Below are 19,417 nucleotides of genomic sequence, written 5' to 3' on the forward strand. Positions count from 1 at the left end.
CGTCGCTGGCGGCCCTAGCCCCCCCCCCCACCCCCCCCCGCGCACACGCCCGCGGGGGTGCCGCCGGCTGTCAGAGAGACCGAAGGTCTCTCTTTACTCGCGGCCTATCGGCCGCTCGGAGGCGCGCGCCACCGCAAAATCCGGACCGATTTATATTACAACATCGCTCGTCGACGACTGTCGTCTGCGATACCTCGTTCGCCCTCACGGGAACAGCAGGTACGCGAAGACGCCGTAACCGGCGACGAGGACCGCGCCGTCGACGCGGGAGATCCGCTCGCCGCGGTACATGAGTCCGACGAGGAGGGCGGTGAACGCGAGCAGCGCGGGGAACTCGAAGCCGCGGACGCCGGGGGCGACGCCGATCGGGCGAATGACCGCGATGAGCCCGATGACGGCGAGGACGTTGTAGATGTTCGACCCGACGACGTTGCCGACGCTGAACTCGGCCTCGCCGCGCACGGCGGCGACGACGCTCGCGGCCAGCTCGGGGAGCGAGGTGCCCAGCGCGAGCACGGTGAGCCCGATGAAGATGTCCGAGAAGCCGGCCGCCGAGAGCAGCGACTCCCCGCCGTCGATCAGCCACTGCGAGCCGAGCACCAGCGCGGCAATGCCGCCGACGACGGCGGCGACGTCGCGGAGGCTCGCGTCGGGCATCTCGGCGCGCTCCGCGGTGGTGATCCCGGACTGCGTCTGCCGGATCCGGCGCATGACCACGACGGTGAAGACGACGAGCGTCCCGAGCATGAGGAGCCCGCCCGGCCGACCGATGCGGCCGTTCCAGCCGAGCCCGACGAGCAGCAGCGCGGCGAGGGCCATGAACGGCACGTGGCGCTCGAACACCGTCTCGGAGACGTCGAGGGGGCGGATGAGCGCTGAGACGCCCAGCACGAGCCCGATGTTGGCGATGTTCGAACCGAGGATCGTCCCGAGTCCGACATCGGTCGACACCGTCACGGCGCCGAGCAGCGAGACGAACAGCTCGGGGGCGGTCGTCGCGAACGCGATGACGGTGACGCCGACCGTCGACGCCTTCAGGCCGACGGCGAGCGCCAGGTCGCTGGCGCCCTTGACGAGCAGTTCGGCGCCCGCGTAGAGGAGGGCGGCGCCCGCGACGAGAAGCAGCAGTTCCGTGAGCGGCGACCCGAGCAACACGGCTCTCGGTTGGCGGTGTCGTTTTAAAAAGCGTCGTGGTTCGGACTCGCCGAGGCGGTGTGTCGCCGTCGTTGAGGGGGACCCGATTCGGTGGGTTCTCAGGCGTGGGTCGCCCGGAACTGGCCGTGTTTTACGCCGATTGCGAACGCGAGCGCCCCGAAGACGAGCATCGACGGGACAACCATCATCAGCGTGATACGCAGCGGCATCACGCCGCTTCCGATCAGTCCCGCGGCGCCGACCGCGACGATCAGTACCAGAAGCGCCGCCGCGCGTGGGAGGTCAAACTCCATGTCCATGATACGTTCCGGGACCGCCTAAACGTTCGGCTCGACGACGGCCGTCGCGTCGGGCGGGGGCACCCTCTCACGCCTCGATGATCTCGTCGTCGTCCGCCTCGTCCGGCAGCGTCAGTTCGCCCTCGGTCGAGACGACCGCGCGGCCGCCGACCCGGACCGCGTCGCCGTCGACGCGCACCCTGACGTGCCCGGGGCGGTCGACGAAGTGACCCTGCTCGAAGCGGAGCTCGTCGGGGAAGTCGCCGTCGAACGCGTCGACCGCCCGGAGGTACGCCCCGACCGCGCCGTTCGCCGCGCCCGTGACGGGGTCCTCGGGGATGCCGAGCCCGGGCGCGAACGCCCGGCCGTGGAGCGTCGATTCCGCGTCGAGCGCGTCGAACGTGAACGCGTAGATCCCGGCGGCGTCGTGCGCGTCCGAGATCGCCTCGACGGCGGCCGCGTCGGGCTCGGCCTCGCCGAGCCGCTCCAGGAAGTTGACGGGGACGACGAGCCACGGGAGCCCGGTCGAGGCGACGGCGACCGGGAGGTCGGCCCCGACGTCGCGGAGGGCCGCGGGGTCGATCCCGAGCGCGGCGCCGAGGCGGTCGGCGTCGAGCTCGGGATCGTCCACGGCGTCGACCGTCGGCGGGTTCTGTCGCATCCAGACGGTGCCGTCGTCGTCGATCCGGACCTCGAGGTCGCCGACGTTCGTCCGGAGGGTGCGCTCGCCGGCGTCGACCTCGCCCGCGGCGTGCAGGGCGGCGTAGCTCGCGATCGTGGCGTGGCCGCACATCTCGACCTCCGTGGAGGGGGTGAAGTACCGGACCCGCTCGTCGGCGCCGTCGCCCGCGTCGGACAGGAACGCGGTCTCGGAGGCGCCGAGCTCGGCGGCGATCCGCCCCATCCGGTCGTCGCTCAGGCCCGCGGCGTCCGGCACCACGCCGGCGACGTTCCCGGCCAGCGGTTCGTCCGTGAACGCGTCGACGAGCAGCGCGCGTCGCGTCTCCATGCCTCACCCTCGCGGGGGCGCCTGAAAAGGGTCCCGAGCCGGCTCGGGGCGATGTCAACCCTTTTGCCCTCGACGGCGGATGTACCCCTATGGGCCTCTTCGACCGGTTGCGCGGGACCGACACTCCGCGCGTGGCGTTCATCGGGATCGACGGTCTCCCGCACGGTCTCGTCGCCGACAACCCGGACACGTTCCCGACGCTCTCGGCGATCGCCGACGCCGGCGACGGCGGACCGATCGACAGCGTCGTGCCGCCGGAGTCGAGCGCGTGCTGGCCCGTCCTCACCAGCGGTCGAAACCCGGGCGAGACCGGAGTCTACGGCTTTCAGGACCGAGAGATCGGCACCTACGACACCTACGTGCCGATGGGGCGGGACGTGCAGGCGACCCGCGTGTGGGACCGCGCCACCGACGCCGGGCTCGACGCGACGGTGATGAACGTCCCCGTCACGTTCCCCCCGCAGCGGACGGTGCAGCGGATGGTGTCGGGCTACCTCTCGCCCGACCTGGACAAGGCCGCCCACCCCGACGAGCTCCGCAAGTACCTCACGGGGAGCGACTACCGGCTGTCGGTGAACGCGAAGCTCGGGCACAAGGCCGATAAATCGGCGTTCGTCGAGCACGCCCGCGAGACGCTCGACGCCCGCGCCGCCGCCTTCTCCCGGTACGTCGAGCGCGACGACTGGGACCTGTTCGTCGGCGTGTTCACGGCGCCGGACCGGGTCAACCACTTCCTGTGGGGCGACTACGCGGAGTCGGGCGAGTACCGCGAGGCGTTCCTCGACTTCTACGCCGCGCTCGACGAGCACGTCGGTGCGATCCGGGAGGCGCTCCCGAGCGACGTCCGCCTCGTCGTGGGGTCGACGCACGGCTTCGCGCGGCTCCGCTACGACGTCTACTGCAACGAGTGGCTGGAGCGGGAGGGGTGGCTCTCGTACACCGACGGCGACGACCACGGCGCGCTGACGGACATCGACGGCGACACCCGCGCGTACTCGCTGGTCCCCGGCCGGTTCTACCTCAACCTGGAGGGCCGCGAACCGGACGGGGTCGTCCCCGAGTCGGAGTACGAGACCGTGCGCGCCGAGCTGCAGGACGCCCTCGAAGCGTGGGAGGGGCCGGACGGGCGGCCGGTCGCGAAGCGCGTCGTCGAGCGCGAGACCGTCTTCCGCGGCGACCACGACGAGATCGCGCCGGACCTCGTCGTCATCCCGAACGAGGGGTTCGACCTCAAGTCCGGCTTCCGCCCCCACGACGAGGTGTTCGACCCGGACGGCCCGCGGACGGGGATGCACACCTTCGAGGACGCCGCCCTCTTCGTCGACCACCCGGACGCGAAGGTCGAGGACGCGGACCTGCTCGACGTCGCGCCGACCCTCCTGCGGCTCCTCGACGTCGACTACGGCCGGACCGACCTCGACGGCGCGAGCCTGATCTGAGATGGAAGAGACGCCGGACGGGACCCCGGTCGGCGTCGACGACCCGTACGCGGTCGCCGGCGTCTGCGACCACCTGACCGACGACGGTCGGTGTCGGTTCGCGCTGACGCGCGCCGGCGACGACCCCGAGTTCGCCGCCGCGCGCCGCGCCGACGGCTACGCCTGCCACGTCGGCCCCGACGGCGACTGGCGGCGGTGTCCCCACTACCGTTCGACGACGGACGGCCGCGAGTGCCGCCGCTGCGGGCTCGAAGAGGTCCGGATCGCTCACGACGACGCCCGCCCGCTGGTGGAGGAACACCACCTCTCGTACGGCGGCGGGGACGGCGGGGAGGCGGATCGGGAAAGCGTCGACGGCGACGTCGACCGAAACGCCGACGATGACGGGGACGCCGACGGGAATCGCGACGCCGACCGAAACGCCGACGGCGACCGCGCCGCCGACGCCGGCCCCCACGAGATCACGGTCGCGCTGTGTCGCTGGTGTCACACGAAGGTTCACAAGTCGTTCGCGCGGATCGACGACGACGCCAGTCCGGATCCCGAGGCGATCGCGGAACGCGAGGGGCGCCGGAGCAAAGAGCGGTCGGAGTCGGCCTTCGAGACGGCCAGCGAGCGCTTCGACGAGACCGAGTAGCCCGGTCCCCGGTCGCCGCCGGCGTCGAGGCCGGAGACCCGTCTCAGGCGTCGTCCGGCTTCGGCCGGATCAGGTTCGCGAGGGCGACGAGCGCGCCGAGGAACCAGCCGAGGGGCACGGAGATCCCGACCCACATCAGCACGTAGCCGAGGCCGGCGACGCCCCACTGCTCGCCGAACGTCTCCAGGTCGAAGGCGCCGCGGAGCGTCTCGTTGATCCCGCCGACGCCGAGGAGCGTGTCGAGGATCCAGACCGCGAGGTCGTAGCTCGGGTCTAAGACGAAACCGGAGACGGCGGGCGTGAGCAGCCCGGCGACCACCGGCGGGAGGAAGATCGCGGTCATCGCGAACGGGTACGCGAGGAGCACGCTGACGAACCGCCCGCCGACCTTCGAGAAGCCGGCGGCCGCGCCCGCGGAGACGACGGCGACGACGCTGGCGCCGCCGATCCCGAGCATCACCGCGGTCGGCAGCTGGAAGTGCGCGAGGAGGGTGAGCGACCCCCAGACGAGCGTCGCGACGACCACGACGCCCGCCACGCCGATGCGGGCGACGGCCGAATCGAGCTTCGCGGCGTAGAACCGCGTGGCGAACCCGACGAGCAGGAGCGGGTACACGACCGCGACGAGCGGGCCGCCGAGTACCGCCCAGAGGTAGTACCCGACCGTCTGGACGGGCGTCTCCGGTTTCCACTTCCCCAGCACCGAGCTCGGATCGAGCTGCCGCGGGAAGACGACCTCCATCCACGTCTCGTGGAGCCGGACCACGTCAAGGAGGAGCGCTTCCACCAGCCCCGTCTGTCCTCGGCGTTCCATTTGACTCATCTCGCACACGCCGCAACGTGAACTTTGTGCCTTCGCTCGCGGATCCGATACTCGTCGCACCGCCGATTATCGGACCGGGATCCGCGCGCCGATCCGGTTAAGCGTACCAGAAGGCCCCTCCGGAGATGGAGGGACGTGAACCGCTCGCGGCCGCCGCCGCATCGGCGTCCGTCGCCGTCGCGGGGTGTACCGCCGGCGAGGACGGGGCCACGATTCCGACGCGAGCCCGGCTCGGATCCCGTCCGACGCGTCGGTCGGCGGGCGGTCGGGCACCCCCTCGTCCGCACGGACGACGCGGAGTTGATCCGCCGGCTGCTGGAACAAGCTAACCGGCGCGGAATCGGCGGCGAGAGCGTTCCGGTGTCCCTCTGCGTCGCGACCGTCACAAGGGGACGCAATCGCGTTCGCCGGCGTCCACCCGACCGCGACCGACGGCGGTGACGCCCTCCTCTCGCTGATGGAACAGGTCGAACACCGGTCGTCGGAGTGGGCGTCGATCCGGTTTCGAGACCCTCTACCGGCCACACAGTGACGTCTCCGATCTCCCGACCGAAGTCCGTTTGTCAACGACGTTTTCGCGATCGGAAACGTCTCTCTCCGTAACTGATTTAATAAACAATCAACCGAGTGAGCGTGTTCCACGACACGAGACCGTGGCGGCGTAGCGAGCTCGTCGGATGTCGCGGCGCGAGCGCTCCGTAGCTCCGGCTCCGTCGATCGTGGCCCTTCACGATGGACCGAAGAAACCCAACTCAACACCGACCGGTTACCGTCCTCGTCATCTGTGTCATTGTTGTTTCAGTTGCTGCGATAATTATATGCGCAGTACCAGTAGATGGTGTTTTGTGGAACGTTGATCAGGTGGAGAATGTTTCGGTGAGCTCCAGCGAAAATCAGACAATCAGCGGAATAAAAGTATATAGTAAAACAGATCCAGTCAAAATTAAGGTAGGAAAGTTGGTTGAGGCAGGTGCTGAGTTTGATGAGAATAATACTTCCTATGATCTTAAGAATGGTAGGGCGACAGATGATTCAGAAGTTATTATCAAAGATCCAGATACTACTGAGGCAACTATTATCGTGAAATCTTCTGCATTACATGATACAGAGTTATTTGGCGTTGAGATTGAAAATATGAACACTTCGAACCTGAGTATGTTCAATCAGGGACTTAATAGGATAAATAGAGAATTCATATATAATTCATCGCAGTCCGGAATATACAATAAAACAGAATTTTCAGTTCAGCCATCTGCAAATATTTCGGTTAAGTCGGAGTCGTATGATAATGAGACAGATACACTCAGCCTTGATGAGGTCAATCTTGGGGATAATCCAGATAACCAGATAGTCGTTTGGAATAAATCCTCAAATGGAAACCTTACTGAGAGGATCAATACAACCCAAGAGAAGCAAAAATCAATATCATTTGAGAATAGTTCTATTGAAGGCGAAGAAAACATTGCAATTACAATTCAGCCAGAGTGGTCAAGTTCATCAAAAGTAATCTATGCAGTAGATAGTACAACAATTACGATACCAAGGTCTCCGGTACAAACCGCAGAGGATAAAGATACGAATATTACTCTCAACTCAAATTTGACTCAACCAGTTTTGGGAGGTGTATACAATGCTAAAATAGGCCCCACATACAATAAATCAAGAATAAGATTGGTCAAAATTTCTAGCAATAGAACCTTCGCTACAGCGAATCTGTCCACACCAGATTCGGGACGGACAACGATCGGTCTCAACACCTACGCGTTCGGTAACGAGTCACTCACCGACGATCTCATCACGGCGGGACCGAACGCGACCGTCGAGTCCGTTAACGCGACGGCGTCGGACGGGACGCTCCCTCCCGGAGAGTACCGGATCGAAGTTCGTTCCGAGCAGGGACTCGCCACGACGACCGATGAGGCGACCGTCGCGATCGGGAGCCGATCGACGAACGGGATGCGCGCTTACGCGACGACCGACCTCGATCGGGCGGACCTCGGAACGACCGACGCGGTGCGGCGAGCGATCGCGAACGGAACGCTCTCGCCGACCTCGACCGTCGCGCCGAACGAGACCGTGGCGTACGCCGTCAATGCCACGGGATTGAGCGGACTGCCGGCCGCCCGGGGCGCCGCGTTGGAGAACGGCTCGGACCTCGCCCGGCTCGACGGGCTCGCGTTCGGCGTGCGGTCGAACGCGTCGACAACGGCGACGGGGGACGCCGGGTCCGACTCGGACGGGGCGGTTCCGAGGAACGCGTCCGTGCACGTCGACGGGAAGGGGCTCTACCTCGTCGCCGAGGGCGACGACGCGCTCGCGACCGACGAGACGCCCGCCGACGGCGAGGCGTTCACCGCCGAGTTCCGCGTGGAGGACGAACAGCTGCGGGAAGCCGCAGCGGATCCGACGAGCGACCACGCCGCGTCGACGACCGTCTCCTTCGAGGCGGCGACATCGGAGGGCGGCGTCGACCCGAGCGACGGGTCGCTTGAGGTGGATGCCGATCAGACCGGTGAGGCCGGAGGCGGTAGCGGCGGGGGCGGTGGCGGAGCGGGTGGTGGTGGAGGAGGTACCAGCGCCGTGGCGGGCGGTGGTGGTGGCGGCGGTGGCGCGGGTGGCGGCGGTGCCAGTGGTGGCGGCGGCGGGGGTGGGGGCGGCGGAGCCGGTGGGACGCCGGGAGCGGGGTCCTCGGTGGAGAACTCGGAAGCGGGCGGCGGCGGTGACGAGACGCGGGCCGGGGTCGGTCGGACCGGTCTCCGGTTCGTGAGTCAGCGGGGTACGAGCGTCCGGCGGGGTGCGCGTAACGGCCCGGACAGGTCGCCCGTGGCCGTCGCGCCCGCGGGAATCGGCTCCGCCGGCGGGGGCGCTGCGTCGGAGGCGGACGAGAGCGAATCGGCCGTGAGCGAATCGACCGAGAGCGAGTCGGAGGCGAGCGAACCGACCGAGGGCGGCGGTCCGAACTCGCCCGCGCCGGAGTCCGACGCGGACGCCGGAGAGCCGGTGACGCCGGCCTACGAGGACGCGCCGATTCGGGCGACCGCCGAGGACGTGCCGGGGTTCGGGCCGGTCGGCACGCTGATCGCGCTTCTCCTCGCCGGGAAGGTCGCCGGATACCGACGGGGCTCGGAACGGTGAAACCGGAACGAGCCGCGGAGCCGGCGGTATCCTTTTGCTGGACCGCTCCCTTCCGTCGCCTATGAGCGTGACGATCACCCCGCCACGGGAGCGCGAGTGCGAGCTGTGCGGTCGCCGGGAGCGGTGGGACGAGGACGCCACCGGCTGGCAGATAGCCGACGAGCCGGGCGAGGTCTACTGCATCCACGAGTGGGACATCAACGGGACGTTCACGCCGCTTCGGGAGTGACCGACTCCGCGGCCGGGGAGGTCGCCGACTCCGACGCCGTCGGCGATCGGACGCCCGCAGTCCGACGACCGGACACCCACCGTCCGACGACCGGCGTCCCGCTCGATCGACGGGGAACCAGGACGCGCCCGCTCCTCGGTTCGGTGCCGCTCGACCGCCGATCGGTTCGGAGTTGACGAAGCCCAACCGAAACGCCGAATATACGCTCGTCTGAGTGAAGATTCGCCTTCGGATTCGGATCGATATGGTTACCGGGCGTCTAAACTGATCGAACAGGGACCGTGTTAACGGTTATCAACCCCTGATGAATAATTACCTTATATTCCCTAATGTGTGTACGAGGGATCCTACCCGTATCAGGGTCATACCTTTAAGCGATCGTTCGTGAGTGGTAGGTATGACCGAGCCACGTAGTAACACCCGGGGGGGTTCGGAGTCCTCGGGTCGCGGTGGGGGGCTTGCGACGGTAACGGACGAGCGATCGAACTGCGGGATCGGCGGCATCGTCGACCTCGACGGCGACCCGAGCCACGACACGGTGACCGACGCGGTCCGGTTGCTGGAGAACCTCGAACACCGCGGCACCACGGGCGCGGAGGAGAACACCGGCGACGGCGCCGGGATCATGGTCTCGCGCCCGGACGAGTTCTTCCGCGACGTCGTCGACGCCGACCTGCCCGAGGAGTACGCGGTCGGCTCCGTCTTCATGCCGACGGAGGGAAGCGTGCAGGCGGAGATCCACGACGTCATCGCCGAGGTGTTCTCCGTCTACGGGCTGGAGGTCCTGGAGTGGCGTTCCGTCCCGACGGACAACGCGGACCTCGGCGCGACCGCGCTCGACTCCGAGCCGGAGGTCGCGCAGCTGTTCGCCGCGCCCGTCGAGGGCGCCGGCCTCGCCGAGCGGTTCACCAGCGAGGAGACCCGCCCGGACGACGTCGACCCGGAGCTGCTCGGCTTCGACCGCGCCCTGTACGCGGCCCGACGCGAGATCGAGAACGCGGTCGCCGACGTCGACGGCGCCGGGCGCTTCTACGTCTGCTCGCTCGACCGCCAGCGCGTCGTGTACAAGGGCCTGCTGAAGGGATCACAGCTCGCCGACTACTTCCCCGACCTGACCGACGAGCGTTTCGCGAGCCACGTCGCCTTGGTCCACGCCCGGTTCTCGACGAACACGCTCGGCGCGTGGCACCTCGCGCACCCGTACCGCAATATCGTCCACAACGGCGAGTTCAACACGATCCGCGGGAACGTGAACTGGATGCGCGCCCGCGAGAACGACCTCGACCACCCGGCGTTCGGCGCCGAGCTCGACACGATCAAGCCGGTGATCGACGACCCGAACCAGTCCGACACCGCGAGCGTCGACAACGCGGTCGAGCTCCTCCTGCAGGCCGGTCGCGACCTCCCGCACACCCTCCGGATGCTGATCCCGGAGGCGTTCCGCGACGACGACCTGATGGACGCGGCCCGCACCGACTTCTACGACTACCACGCCTCCCTCGTCGAGCCGTGGGACGGGCCCGCCCTCGTCATCGGCTTCGACGGCGAGCAGGTCGCCGGGGTCCTCGACCGCAACGGGCTCCGTCCGTGCCGGTACGAGGTGACCGACGAGAACCGGCTGATCGTCGGGAGCGAGGTCGGCGCGCTGCCGACCGATCCCGCCGACGTGCAACGCCGCGGACGGCTCCAGCCCGGGGAGATCTTCGTCGCCGACCCCGAGGAGGGACGGATCGTCCCGGACGACGAGGTGTTCGCCGAGCTCACCGACGAGAAGTACGGCGAGTGGGTCGAGGAGCGGCAGGTCGACCTCGACGACGTCGCGAGCGAGGTCGACGCCGAGGCGGAGACGGTTGACACGCCCGACGCGCCCGACGAGAGCGACGGGAGCGCCGGGGACGACGAGCCGACCGTCCGGGCGCATCAGGCCGCGTTCGGCTACACGACCGACTCGCTGAACCACCTCGTCGAGCCGATGGCGACGGACGGGAAAGACCCCGTGGGATCGATGGGCGACGACACGCCGCTGTCGGTGCTCGCCGACGTCGACCGCCCGCTGTTCACCTACTTCAAACAGCTGTTCGCGCAGGTGTCGAACCCGCCGATCGACTACATCCGCGAGGAGCTCGTCACCTCGCTGGAGACCCGGATGGGGAACCAGCGGAACCTGCTCGACGAGACCCCCGAGCACGCCGAGCAGATCGTCTCGGACTCGCCGATCCTCACCGACGCCGAGGCGGCCGCGCTGAAGGCGCTCGACGGTGAGCCGGTCGACGGCGACGGGCCGGCGTTCGACTCGGTGACGGTCGACATCACGTACGACCGCGACGCGTCGCTCGTCGACGCCGTCACCCGGATCCGCAACGAGGCCGCGGCCGCGATCGAGGACGGCGTCGACGTGGTCGTCCTCTCCGACCGCGCGGTCGGCCCCGACCGCCTCGCGGTCCCGAGCCTGCTCGCGACCGGCGCGGTCCATCACCACCTCGTCCGGAACGGGCTGCGGAACCGGGCCGGGGTCGTCGTCGAGTCGGGCGAGCCGCACGAGGTCCATCACGTCGCGACGCTCGTCGGCTACGGCGCCGACGCGATCGACCCGTACCTCGCGTACGACTCCATCGCGGACGTCGTCGCGGGGCCGGACGGCGCCGACGAGGACGAGGCCCTGGCGGCGTACCGCGGCGCGCTGGAGGACGGCCTCCTCAAGACGATGGCGAAGATGGGCATCTCGACGATGGAGTCGTATCAGGGCGCCCAGATCTTCGAGGCGGTCGGGCTCGCCTCCGAGTTCGTCGGCGAGTACTTCGAGGGGACCGAGATCCGCACCGAGGGGATCGGGATCGAGGAGATCGAGGACGACCTCCGGACGCGCCACGCGATGGCGTTCGGCGCCGATCCCGAGCTGGCGACCACGGGCGAGTACGAGCACCGCTCGTCGGGGATCAAACACGGTTGGAACCCGCAGACGGTCGGTACGCTCCAGCAGGCGGTCCGGGGCGGCGACTACGAGCAGTACCGGGAGTTCGCGGAGCTGGTGAACGACCAGTCCGAGGAGCTCCAGACGCTGCGCGGGCTCTTAGAGTTCGATTCCGACCGCGACCCGGTCCCGGTCGAGGAGGTCGAGCCGGTCGAGTCGATCGTCGAGCGCTTCTCGACGGCCGCGATGAGCCTCGGGAGCATCTCGCCGGAGGCCCACGAGAACAACGCGATCGCGATGAACCGGATCGGCGCGAAGTCGAACACCGGCGAGGGCGGCGAGCCGCCGGAGCGGTTCGACACCGAGAAGGAGTGTTCGGTCAAGCAGGTCGCCTCCGGGCGGTTCGGCGTCACCGCCGACTACCTCGCGAGCGCGGACGAGCTGCAGATCAAGATGGCCCAGGGGTCGAAGCCCGGCGAGGGCGGCCACCTCCCCGGCGAGAAGGTCAACGAGATGATCGCGCACGTCCGGTGTTCGACGCCGGGCGTCGGGCTCATCTCGCCGCCGCCGCAACACGACATCTACTCGATCGAGGACCTCAAGCAGCTCATCTTCGACCTGAAGGCCGCGAACCCCGACGCCGACGTCAACGTGAAGCTCGTCTCCGAGGCCGGCATCGGCACCATCGCGGCCGGCGTCGCGAAGGCGAACGCGGACGTCGTCCACGTCTCCGGCCACGACGGCGGGACTGGGGCGTCTCCGAAGACCTCGATCAAGAACGCGGGGCTCCCGTGGGAGCTCGGCCTCGCCGAGGCGAACCAGATGCTCCGCGCGACCGGCCTGCGCGACCGCATCCGCGTCACCGCGGACGGCGGGCTCAAGACCGGCCGGGACGTGGCCGTGGCGGCCGCGCTCGGCGCCGAGGAGTACGTGTTCGGCACCGCGTCGCTCGTCACCTCCGGCTGCGTGATGGCCCGCCAGTGCCACGAGAACACCTGCCCGGTCGGCGTCGCGACCCAGCGCGAGGACCTCCGCCAGCGCTTCCCCGGCCAGCCGGACCACGTCATCAACTACATGACGTTCATCGCCCAGGAGCTCCGCGAGATCATGGCCGAGCTCGGCTACACCGAGGTCGAGGAGTTCATCGGGCGGCCGGGGCTCCTCTCGCAGCGCGAGACCGACCACGAGAAGGCGAAGCACCTCGACCTCTCGGCGGTGATCGCCGAGCCCGCGGGCGACGCCCGGACCAAGACCCGCGAGCAGGACGACGCCGACATCGAGGACCTCCTCGACTGGGACCTCATCGACGAGGCGACCCCGGCCATCGAGGACGGCGCGCCGGTCGCGCTCACCCGCGACGTGGCGAACGTCGACCGCGCGGTCGGCGCGACGCTCTCGAACCGCGTCGTCTCCGAGCACGGCGGCGAGGGGCTCCCCGACGACACCGTCACCTGCCGGTTCGACGGCTACGCCGGCCAGAGCTTCGGCGCGTTCCTCGCGCCCGGCGTCACCCTGGAGCTGACCGGCGCCGCCAACGACTACCTCGGAAAGGGGCTCTCCGGCGGTCGGATCGTCGTCAACACGCCGGAGGAGGCCGGCTACGACCCCGCCGAGAACGTCGTCGCCGGCAACGTCGGGCTGTACGGCGCCACCGACGGCGAGGCGTACGTCAACGGCGTCGCCGGCGAGCGGTTCGGCGTCCGCAACTCCGGCGTAAAGGCCGTCGTCGAGGGCGTCGGCGACCACGGCTGCGAGTACATGACCGGCGGCGTCGTCGCCGTGCTCGGCGACACGGGGCGGAACTTCGCGGCCGGGATGTCCGGCGGCGTCGCCTACGTGTACGACCCCGACGACCGGTTCGACGACCGCGTGAACCGCGGGATGGTATCGGTGTCTCGGACGCTCGACGAGTCCGACGAGCGCATGCTCCGCCGCCTTGTAGAGAACCACCGCGCGTACACCGGGAGCGACCGCGCGGCCGAGCTGCTCGACGACTGGCCCGCGACGCTGGACGACTTCGTCCGGGTCTTCCCCGACGCGTACGCCGACGTCATCGCCGAGGGCAAGGGCGCCGACGTGCGCGACGAGCCGCCGGCGCCGGCCGAGGCCGTCCCGGGCGCCGCGACCGACCCGACCGGACAGGCGTCGAGCGACGACTGACGCGGACGGGGGTCGGTCGTCTCTGTCGGTAGTTTTAATCGATCGTCGCCGTCGGGGATGTCGGAACCGACACCGTCCGGTTTAAGCCGGGCGGGGACCTGAATACGACATCGCAGCCGTGACCGACGATGAGTGAGGGAATCTCGGAGGGCGACGCCCTCCGTCGAATGTACCGGATCACCGCCGACCAGGAGCGGTCGTTCGAGGAGAAGCTCCCGGAGCTGTTGGACCTCGGTCGCGCGTACCTCGGCGTGGAGGCCGGCTTCCTCACCGAGATCGACGACGAGACGCAGGTGATCGTGGACGCGCGCGGCGACCACGAACTGCTGCAGGCCGGCCGGAGCTGCCCGCTGTCGAAGGCGTACTGCAGGCGGACCGTCGACCTCGACGGCGCGCTGACGGTCCAGCACGCCCGGGTCGAGGGCTGGGAGAGCGACGCCGCCTACGAGGAGTTCGGGCTGGAGGCGTACATCGGCGCGAAGGTCGTGGTCAACCGCGAGGTGTACGGCACCTTCTGTTTCGCCGACACCGAGGCGCGCGACCGGCCCTTCTCGGACGACGAGGAGACGTTCGTGGAGCTGCTGGCCCAGTGGGTCGGCTACGAGCTGTTCCGGAAGCAGGCGACCGATCGGATGCAGCGCCAGCGCGACCAGTTGGAGGAGTTCACTCGCGTCGTCTCGCACGACATCCGGAACCCGCTCGGGATCGTCGACGGCTACCTCGACATGGCGGAGCGGACCGGCGACCCGGAGCACTTCCAGCGGTGCCGCGACGCGCTCGACCGGATGGAGTCGCTGATCGACGACCTGCTCTTCCTCACGCGGGAGGGACAGACGATCGGCGGTCGCGAGGAGATCGACCTCGCGACGCTCGCCGACGAGTCGTGGTCGTTCGTGAGCGGCGAGGCGGCGACGCTCTCGGTCGAGACCGACCGGGTCGTCCTCGGCGACTGGAGCCGCCTCCAGCAGGTGTTCGAGAATCTGTTCAGGAACGCGATCGAACACGGCGGCGACGACGTGACGGTCCGGGTGGGCGACCTCGCGGACGGGACGGGGATCTACGTCGAAGACGACGGAAGGGGGATCCCCGAGGACGAGCGCGACGACGTGTTCGTCGACGGCTACTCCACGGCCGCCTCAGGCACCGGGCTGGGGCTGACGATCATCCAGCAGGTGGTCTCGGCGCACGGCTGGGAGATCGCCGTGACGGAGAGCGCCGAGGGCGGAGCGCGGTTCGAGATCAGCGGAATGGAGTTCGTCGAGTCGGAGACGGACGACGGCGAGTAGCTGAGGGGCCTAGTTGCGACCTCCGCTAAGTGAGGGTCTGTCTCGGTCGCGGTCGATACGGACACAGTGGCGATCGACTGCGGGAGTGAGTGTTGCAGATTGGTAGTGGCAACAGCGTGTTTAAAACAGAACTGAGCGATGGCGACAATCACTTATAACTGAATGCGGTGCGGTGGCGCGCCTGCGAGCGGCCGCCACCGGCGGCCGCGAGCCAGCCCGCGAGGGACGCGGTGAGCGCTCGCAGAGCGCGAACCGCGAGGCTGGGGAGGCGTGAGGCTGCGGTCGCTGTGCGGGGTGGGACTCAAAGGGGCAGCCGACGAGGACGGCGTAGGCGACGTAAGCACCGGAATGAGGGAGCGAAGCGACCGAATGAGAAGCGCAGCGAGCGTACGCCGTCCTCGTCGGCTGGGGCTTTGGATGCCGTCACCGCAGCAGCGTCGATCACTTATAAAACACCGACAGCAACATCGTAATCCGTCTTACAAATAATCACACTCACAACGTGCTATACCCTCTCCCGCGATCGATCGGGGACTGATCATACGCGAACGGGCCTTTCGGACGAACCCGCCTGAAGGAGATGATTTCATCAGCGCCGTCGGAGAGAGCCGATCGCCGTCAGTCGTGGCGGAAGCAGCGCGAGCCGGTGAACGCCATCGCCATGTCGCGCTCGTCGGCGGCGGCGATCACGTCCTCGTCGTTGACGGAGCCGCCGGGCTGGATCATGGCCTCGACCCCGGCCTCGGCGGCCTCCTCGATCGCGTCCGGGAACGGGAAGAAGGCGTCCGAGGCCATCACGGCGCCCTCGGCGGACTTCCCCTCGGCGTCCTTCTCGGCCTTCATCGCCGCGAGCGTCACGGCGTCGACGCGCGACACCTGCCCCATCCCGACGCCGACCGTCTCGGTGCCGGTCGCGAAGAGGATGCCGTTCGACTTGACGTGTTTGAGCGTCTTCCACGCGAACAGCATCGTCTCCAGCTGCTCGTCGGTGGGCTCGCGCTCGGTGACGACCTCCAGGTCGTCGGCGGTCGGCGACTGCCGGTCGCGCTCCTGGACGAGGCGGCCGCCGACGATCGGCTTCTCGGCGAACCGCTCGGCGAAGCGGTCGCCGCCCTCGCCGAGCGGGCCGACGTCGAGCACGCGCAGGTTCTTCTTCTCGCGGAGCACGTCGAGCGCGCTGTCGGTGTAGCCGGGCGCGACGACGACCTCCTTGAACGAGTCGACGATGGCGTCGGCGGTGTCGGCGTCGCACTCGCGGTTCAGGGCGACGATGCCGCCGAAGGCGGACTTCGCGTCGGTCCGGAGCGCGCGGTCGTACGCGTCCGCGAGGTCGTCGCTCGTCGCGCAGCCGGCGGGGTTCGTGTGCTTGATCACGGCGGCCGCGGGCTCATCGAACTCCTTCACGAGGTCCAGGGCGGCGTCGGCGTCGTTGTAGTTGTTGTACCCCATCCCCTTCGCGCCGGGGTTGAGCTGGTCCGCGCCGACGACGCTCGCCTCCTCGCGGCCGTCGTCCGCGTAGAGCGCGGCGTCCTGGTGCGGGTTCTCGCCGTAGCGGAGCGTCTCGACGCGCTCCTCCGAGACGAACCGGCGCTCGGGGAAGTCGCCGCCCGCGTCGCCCTCGACGGTCACGCCGGTCACCTCGTCGACCGGCCCGTCTCCCCCGGTCGCGCCGCCCTCGCGCTCGACCGTCACGCGACTCTCGGCGAACCACCGGACCGCCCGCGGGTACGCCGTGAACTCCGCGTCGTGAAGCACCCGCTCTTTCAGCGCGTCGACGTCGTCGTCGCCGTAGACGGGGACCGGCTCCTGAGTGACGATCGGGCCGTCGTCGATCGCCTCGGTGACGACGTGGACGGTACAGCCCGTCGTCCGGACGCCGGCGTCGAGCACCTGCTCGTGCGCGTCCATGCCCGGGAACGACGGGAGCAGCGAGGGGTGGACGTTCAGCGTCGTCGGCGCCGCGTCGAGGAACGCGTCGGTGAGCACGCGCATGTACCCGTCGAGGCAGACCAGATCGAAGTCGTAGTCGGCGAGCCGGTCTAAGATTCGTCGCTCGTGAGACGCGCGCGACTCCTCCGGCTCGCGCTCGACGACCTCGGTCGGGATCCGGCGCTCGGTCGCGGCCTCCAGCACGGGCGCCTGCTCCCGGTTCGTCAGGACGACCGACAGCTCCGCGCCGCCCGGCGCGACGTCGGCGATGTGTCTGAGGTTCCGCCCCCGGTTGCTCGCGAGTCCGGCGATCTTCATACGCCAGTTGACCGACCGATCGCGTATATCGATTGCGGTCCGGGGCGTCCGAGTATCCACGTACGCGGATACTATTCCCCGAGCGGGGGCGAAAAGCGGATGTACCTATCCACGTCCGTGCGTCACGCCATCGACACGCTTTTGCTGGCTCCGGCGGCAGTCGCGGACATGACCGACGACTCCGAACCGGCGGGCGACGACGCCGTCGCGGGGCTCCCGCGGTCGGACCCCCTCGCGGCCGTCTCCCCGCTCGACGGGCGCTACGCCTCCCGGACCGCGCCGCTGTCGCCGTACGCGAGCGAGGCCGGGCTCATGCGCGCCCGGACCCGCGTCGAGGTCGAGTACCTGATCGAGCTGGCCGCGCTCGACGCCACGCCGATCGCGCTCGACGACGAGACCGAGGCGGCGCTCCGCGACGCGTACGAGTCGTTCTCCGCCGAGGACGCGCGCCTGATCAAGGCGCTCGAAGTGGAGGGCGCCGAGGGGTACGACGCGACCAACCACGACGTGAAGGCGGTCGAGTACTTCCTCCGCGTGCGGCTGGACGACCTGGAGTCGTCCGGGACGGTCGACGACGCCGAGGCGCTCTCCCCGTGGATCCACTTCGGGCTCACCAGCGAGGACGTCAACAACCTCGCGCACCGGCTTCTCCTGAAGCCCGCGGTGAGCGAGGTCCTGGTGCCCGCGGTCCGCGAGGTCAGGGACGCCCTCGCCGACCTCGCGCGGGAGCACCGGGAGACGCCGATGCTCGCGCGCACCCACGGCCAGCCCGCGACGCCGACGACGTTCGGCAAGGAGATGGCGGTGTACGCCTCGCGGCTCGGCCGCGCGCTCGGGCGAGTCGTCGTCGCCAACGGCGACCTCTCCGGGAAGCTGGCGGGCGCCTCGGGCACCTACGCGGCCCACGACGCCGCCTACCCGGACGTCGACTGGCGGGCCTTCTCCGAGTCGTTCGTGCGCGGGCTCGACTTGGAGCACACGCCGCTCGCGACGCAGGTGAACCCCTGCGACGACCTCGCGGCGCTGTTCGACGCGCTCCGGGGCGTCAACAACGTCCTCCTCGACCTGGACCTCGACGCGTGGCTCTACGTCTCCGACCGCTACCTCGGCCAGCGGGCGGTCGAGGGCGAGACCGGCTCCTCGACGATGCCGCACAAGGTGAACCCGATCGACTTCGAGAACAGCGAGGGGAACCTCTCGAAGGCGAACTCGGACCTCGCGTTCCTCGGCGACTACGTGACGAGCTCGCGGCTCCAGCGCGACCTCTCCGACTCCACCGTCAAGCGCAACGTCGGGGGCGCCCTGGCGCACTGTCTCATCGGCTACTCGAAGGCCGAGGACGGGCTCGCGAAGGTCGTCCCGAACGAGGCGGTGATGCGCGAGGAGCTGGCGGCGACCCCCGAGGTGATCGGCGAGGCCGTCCAGACGATCCTCCGGCGCGAGGGCGACACCGACGCCTACGAGCGCGTGAAGGAGCTGACGCGCGGGCGGTCGGTGACGCTCGACGACTTCCGCGAGCTGTTCGGTGACCTCGACGTCGACGAGGACGTGCGCGAGGAGCTGCGGGCGCTGACGCCGGCGGGGTACGTCGGCGTCGCCGACGAGCTCGTCGACGAGATCGACGGGTAGACGGCGGGGCGAGGAGTCCTCGCGGTCGGCGGGGCGACGCCGCGGTCGCCGGGGGCCCGCAAGAGGTTTGTCGATGGCGCGAGCAGGTGCGGTCGATGCCCTCCGACAACGACGACGAGGCCGAGTACTCCGTCTTCGGCAACGAACCGAGCGACGAGTGGAGCGAGGCCGAAGCCGGCGAGCGCGCCGACCCGGATTCGGTCGAGGCGGGAGCGGGGTCCGGGTCGCTGGCGACCGGAGACGGCGACGGCTGTCCGAAGTGCGGGAGCGAGGAGACGGAGACGGACGAGATCGCGACCAGCGGCACCGGTCTCACGAAGCTGTTCGACGTGCAGAACCGGTCGTTCGTCGTGGTCTCGTGTGCGAACTGCGGCTACTCCGAGCTGTACAAGGGCCAGTCGACGGGGAACGCGATCGACTTCTTCGTCGGCTGAGCGCGACGGGAGGACCGCGGTCCGTGGCCGTCCCGCGGCGACGAG

General features: G+C 68.9%; 13 protein-coding genes. 8 read left to right on the plus strand and 5 right to left on the minus strand.

Annotated features, from left to right (window positions below):
* Positions 1-204: 204 nt before the first annotated feature.
* The 3 genes from NO900_RS07530 to NO900_RS07540 all read right to left on the minus strand — a co-directional run bounded on the left by NO900_RS07530 (position 205) and on the right by NO900_RS07540 (position 2,442).
* Positions 205-1,155 (minus strand): calcium/sodium antiporter, encoded by a 951-nt coding sequence (locus tag NO900_RS07530; protein ID WP_256408607.1) that lies wholly within the window; start codon positions 1,153-1,155, stop codon positions 205-207.
* Positions 1,156-1,253: 98 nt separating this feature from the next.
* Complete coding sequence (locus NO900_RS07535; RefSeq protein WP_256408608.1) at positions 1,254-1,448, minus strand: DUF7333 family protein; 195 nt, start codon at positions 1,446-1,448, stop codon at positions 1,254-1,256.
* Positions 1,449-1,521: 73 nt separating this feature from the next.
* On the minus strand, positions 1,522-2,442 hold the full coding sequence (locus NO900_RS07540) for a PhzF family phenazine biosynthesis protein (protein WP_256408609.1): 921 nt from the start codon (positions 2,440-2,442) through the stop codon (positions 1,522-1,524).
* An 89-nt stretch (positions 2,443-2,531) separates the two neighbouring features.
* On the opposite strand from NO900_RS07540, the gene NO900_RS07545 reads away from it, so the two are divergent.
* A complete protein-coding gene (locus tag NO900_RS07545) occupies positions 2,532-3,881 on the plus strand; it encodes an alkaline phosphatase family protein (RefSeq protein ID WP_256408610.1) in 1,350 nt (449 codons plus the stop codon).
* A 1-nt stretch (position 3,882) separates the two neighbouring features.
* A complete protein-coding gene (locus tag NO900_RS07550; RefSeq protein WP_256408612.1) occupies positions 3,883-4,518 on the plus strand; it encodes a DUF7097 family protein in 636 nt (211 codons plus the stop codon).
* Positions 4,519-4,561: 43 nt separating this feature from the next.
* Here the strand turns inward: NO900_RS07550 and NO900_RS07555 are convergent, their stop codons facing one another.
* Positions 4,562-5,305 (minus strand): hypothetical protein, encoded by a 744-nt coding sequence (locus NO900_RS07555; protein WP_256408905.1) that lies wholly within the window; start codon positions 5,303-5,305, stop codon positions 4,562-4,564.
* A 768-nt stretch (positions 5,306-6,073) separates the two neighbouring features.
* Between NO900_RS07555 and NO900_RS07560 the strand changes: the two genes are divergently transcribed.
* The 4 genes from NO900_RS07560 to NO900_RS07575 all read left to right on the plus strand — a co-directional run bounded on the left by NO900_RS07560 (position 6,074) and on the right by NO900_RS07575 (position 15,062).
* Positions 6,074-8,476 carry a hypothetical protein gene (locus NO900_RS07560; protein WP_256408613.1) on the plus strand — a complete coding sequence of 801 codons (2,403 nt, stop codon included), beginning with the start codon at positions 6,074-6,076 and terminating at the stop codon, positions 8,474-8,476.
* 61 nt (positions 8,477-8,537) lie between these two features.
* A complete protein-coding gene (locus tag NO900_RS07565) occupies positions 8,538-8,705 on the plus strand; it encodes an HEWD family protein (protein ID WP_256408614.1) in 168 nt (55 codons plus the stop codon).
* 397 nt (positions 8,706-9,102) lie between these two features.
* Positions 9,103-13,776, plus strand: coding sequence for a glutamate synthase large subunit (gene gltB / locus NO900_RS07570; protein ID WP_256408615.1), 4,674 nt, complete (start codon positions 9,103-9,105; stop codon positions 13,774-13,776).
* A gap of 128 nt (positions 13,777-13,904) precedes the next feature.
* Complete coding sequence (locus NO900_RS07575) at positions 13,905-15,062, plus strand: sensor histidine kinase (RefSeq protein WP_256408616.1); 1,158 nt, start codon at positions 13,905-13,907, stop codon at positions 15,060-15,062.
* 618 nt (positions 15,063-15,680) lie between these two features.
* On the opposite strand, the gene purN is transcribed toward NO900_RS07575, so the two are convergent.
* Positions 15,681-17,309, minus strand: a complete 1,629-nt coding sequence (gene purN / locus NO900_RS07580) for a phosphoribosylglycinamide formyltransferase (RefSeq protein ID WP_256408617.1) — start codon at positions 17,307-17,309, stop codon at positions 15,681-15,683.
* Positions 17,310-17,477: 168 nt separating this feature from the next.
* Between purN and purB the strand changes: the two genes are divergently transcribed.
* Positions 17,478-18,938 (plus strand): adenylosuccinate lyase, encoded by a 1,461-nt coding sequence (gene purB, locus NO900_RS07585; protein WP_256408618.1) that lies wholly within the window; start codon positions 17,478-17,480, stop codon positions 18,936-18,938.
* Positions 18,939-19,033: 95 nt separating this feature from the next.
* Positions 19,034-19,372, plus strand: a complete 339-nt coding sequence (locus tag NO900_RS07590; protein WP_256408619.1) for a zinc ribbon domain-containing protein — start codon at positions 19,034-19,036, stop codon at positions 19,370-19,372.
* Positions 19,373-19,417 lie beyond the last annotated feature (45 nt).

This window comes from Halorubrum rutilum (genome assembly GCF_024494565.1).

Bases quoted from the DNA above. Each gene is read 5' to 3' on its own strand.
- gltB (WP_256408615.1), top strand. From the start codon at position 9,103: ATGACCGAGCCACGTAGTAACACCCGGGGGGGTTCGGAGTCCTCGGGT.
- NO900_RS07545 (WP_256408610.1), top strand. From the start codon at position 2,532: ATGGGCCTCTTCGACCGGTTGCGCGGGACCGACACTCCGCGCGTGGCG.
- purN (WP_256408617.1), bottom strand. From the start codon at position 17,309: ATGAAGATCGCCGGACTCGCGAGCAACCGGGGGCGGAACCTCAGACAC.
- NO900_RS07560 (WP_256408613.1), top strand. From the start codon at position 6,074: ATGGACCGAAGAAACCCAACTCAACACCGACCGGTTACCGTCCTCGTC.
- NO900_RS07575 (WP_256408616.1), top strand. From the start codon at position 13,905: ATGAGTGAGGGAATCTCGGAGGGCGACGCCCTCCGTCGAATGTACCGG.
- NO900_RS07565 (WP_256408614.1), top strand. From the start codon at position 8,538: ATGAGCGTGACGATCACCCCGCCACGGGAGCGCGAGTGCGAGCTGTGC.
- NO900_RS07535 (WP_256408608.1), bottom strand. From the start codon at position 1,448: ATGGAGTTTGACCTCCCACGCGCGGCGGCGCTTCTGGTACTGATCGTC.
- NO900_RS07590 (WP_256408619.1), top strand. From the start codon at position 19,034: ATGCCCTCCGACAACGACGACGAGGCCGAGTACTCCGTCTTCGGCAAC.
- purB (WP_256408618.1), top strand. From the start codon at position 17,478: ATGACCGACGACTCCGAACCGGCGGGCGACGACGCCGTCGCGGGGCTC.
- NO900_RS07540 (WP_256408609.1), bottom strand. From the start codon at position 2,442: ATGGAGACGCGACGCGCGCTGCTCGTCGACGCGTTCACGGACGAACCG.
- NO900_RS07550 (WP_256408612.1), top strand. From the start codon at position 3,883: ATGGAAGAGACGCCGGACGGGACCCCGGTCGGCGTCGACGACCCGTAC.